Origin of the sequence: Pedobacter aquatilis, from assembly GCF_030409415.1 — a bacterium.
Classification (GTDB): domain Bacteria; phylum Bacteroidota; class Bacteroidia; order Sphingobacteriales; family Sphingobacteriaceae; genus Pedobacter; species Pedobacter aquatilis.
The window spans coordinates 1-863 of the sequence record NZ_JAUFPW010000007.1 but is presented as its reverse complement, the minus strand read 5'-3'; the positions used below and the strand labels follow the sequence as shown (position 1 = coordinate 863).

Sequence of the window (863 nt, the reverse complement as noted above, 5' to 3'; positions counted from 1 at the left end):
CAATGTCATTAACTTAAGGCTCATATCGCTCTTTTGTAGTTGGTCCATGTTTGATATTTTCCTTTGGTTCTTTTACTTTTTACGATTCGCAAGAGTTGTCTGTCCGGCCTGACGGGCTCAATATATCTTGCAAATAACTTTTCAATTTTTTGAATTAAAGCTTTAGTATCTTTTCGGCTGAAAAGGGTTATTAAACAATGCTTTAGGTTCCCAATCGCAATATTTCTATTTATCTGGTAGCTGTAGATTCGATTTTTGTGCTTCTTTTCCGATTTGATTTGTGCAGGTATAGACAAGATATACTGCAGGTTGCTAACAAATATGGACGCATGAAAATCCTGAAGTATGGTGTTGACCTTATAACCGCTTAGAAGTTCGAGCTGCAAGTAGTTCTTTTGCATGGCATATTCTGTTTCAATTCCCCAGCGTTTAAAATATAATTCTCCAAATAGGTGTAGTGGATGCTTTTTGGTGTCCAACAGACTTGTTATTAGTATTTCAGTCTTACCATCAGGGAGCTGAACCTTAACGAGCCGTACCTTGACTTTGGTTTCAGATGTCACCTTATAGCCCTGTTTATAAAGTTCAGAAATGGCACTGTTGGTTGCTTTCATTTCAACTAAAAGGTCTGAACACCCTGACTGAGAAAAACAAGAAACCTCTTTATTGAAATTATTCTTGCACCTGATCACAAAATTGACAGGAGCTTCCTGTTCCAGGTGAAGATATATTGCAGTAAAGCTCGGAAAACCTCTGTTATAAATTGCCAGCATATCTTTCTCCAAATTCGGGATCCACTGATAGGCGATTTGCTGCTCAGATGTATTGATTGGATATAACTGGGAACAGATGTTGATACCGTT

At 37.8% G+C, this 863-nt stretch carries 1 protein-coding gene; it reads right to left on the bottom strand.

The window, feature by feature from the left end; genetic code table 11:
• Positions 1-20 precede the first annotated feature (20 nt).
• Positions 21-863 (bottom strand): transposase (locus QWY86_RS01155; RefSeq protein WP_290237778.1); only part of this gene is annotated, 843 nt, incomplete at its 5' end.